Here is a 672-nt window from a genome sequence, read left to right as displayed (position 1 = left end):
ATGTGGAGCTGAGTTTTAGATCGAGGACTTAACCAATTATTGATGTCAAATGTTATCTAGTTTTGAAGGAATATGCCTTCAATTAAGTTTGGTGATGATGGCAGAGAGGTCACACCCGTTCCCATACCGAACACGGAAGTTAAGCTCTCTAGCGCCGATGGTAGTTGGGACCTTGTCCCTGTGAGAGTAGGACGTTGCCAGGCAAAATGGAGGATTAGCTCAGCTGGGAGAGCACCTGCCTTACAAGCAGGGGGTCGGCGGTTCGATCCCGTCATCCTCCACCATATATGTCGGAGGGGTAGCGAAGTGGCTAAACGCGGCGGACTGTAAATCCGCTCCTTCGGGTTCGGCAGTTCGAATCTGCCCCCCTCCACCATTCTTAATTAATGGGCTATAGCCAAGCGGTAAGGCAACGGACTTTGACTCCGTCATGCGCTGGTTCGAATCCAGCTAGCCCAGCCATTAAGAGCCATTAGCTCAGTTGGTAGAGCATCTGACTTTTAATCAGAGGGTCGAAGGTTCGAGTCCTTCATGGCTCACCATTTTAACAAAATATGCGGGTGTGGCGGAATTGGCAGACGCACTAGACTTAGGATCTAGCGCCTTTGGCGTGGGGGTTCGACTCCCTTCACCCGCACTTTTAATAAAATAACTCAAACATGTCTTGCGGAA

At 50.0% G+C, this 672-nt stretch carries 5 tRNA genes and 1 rRNA gene; all 6 read left to right on the top strand.

The window, feature by feature from the left end:
• Window positions 1-87: 87 nt before the first annotated feature.
• The 6 genes from rrf to DN390_RS30275 all read left to right on the top strand — a co-directional run bounded on the left by rrf (window position 88) and on the right by DN390_RS30275 (window position 637).
• Window positions 88-203: ribosomal RNA gene (gene rrf / locus DN390_RS30300) — 5S ribosomal RNA — on the top strand.
• A gap of 5 nt (window positions 204-208) precedes the next feature.
• Window positions 209-284, top strand: a tRNA-Val gene (locus DN390_RS30295).
• Between the two features lie 8 nt (window positions 285-292).
• Window positions 293-376, top strand: a tRNA-Tyr gene (locus DN390_RS30290).
• Between the two features lie 11 nt (window positions 377-387).
• Window positions 388-462 (top strand) — tRNA-Gln (locus DN390_RS30285).
• A gap of 4 nt (window positions 463-466) precedes the next feature.
• Window positions 467-542 (top strand) — tRNA-Lys (locus DN390_RS30280).
• Window positions 543-556: 14 nt separating this feature from the next.
• Window positions 557-637: transfer RNA gene (locus tag DN390_RS30275), tRNA-Leu, on the top strand.
• Window positions 638-672 lie beyond the last annotated feature (35 nt).

Source organism: Bacillus sp. SH7-1, assembly GCF_008042405.1.
Classification (GTDB): Bacteria; Bacillota; Bacilli; order Bacillales; family Bacillaceae_G; genus Bacillus_A; species Bacillus_A thuringiensis_N.
This window is presented reverse-complemented; position numbering and strand designations above follow the sequence as displayed.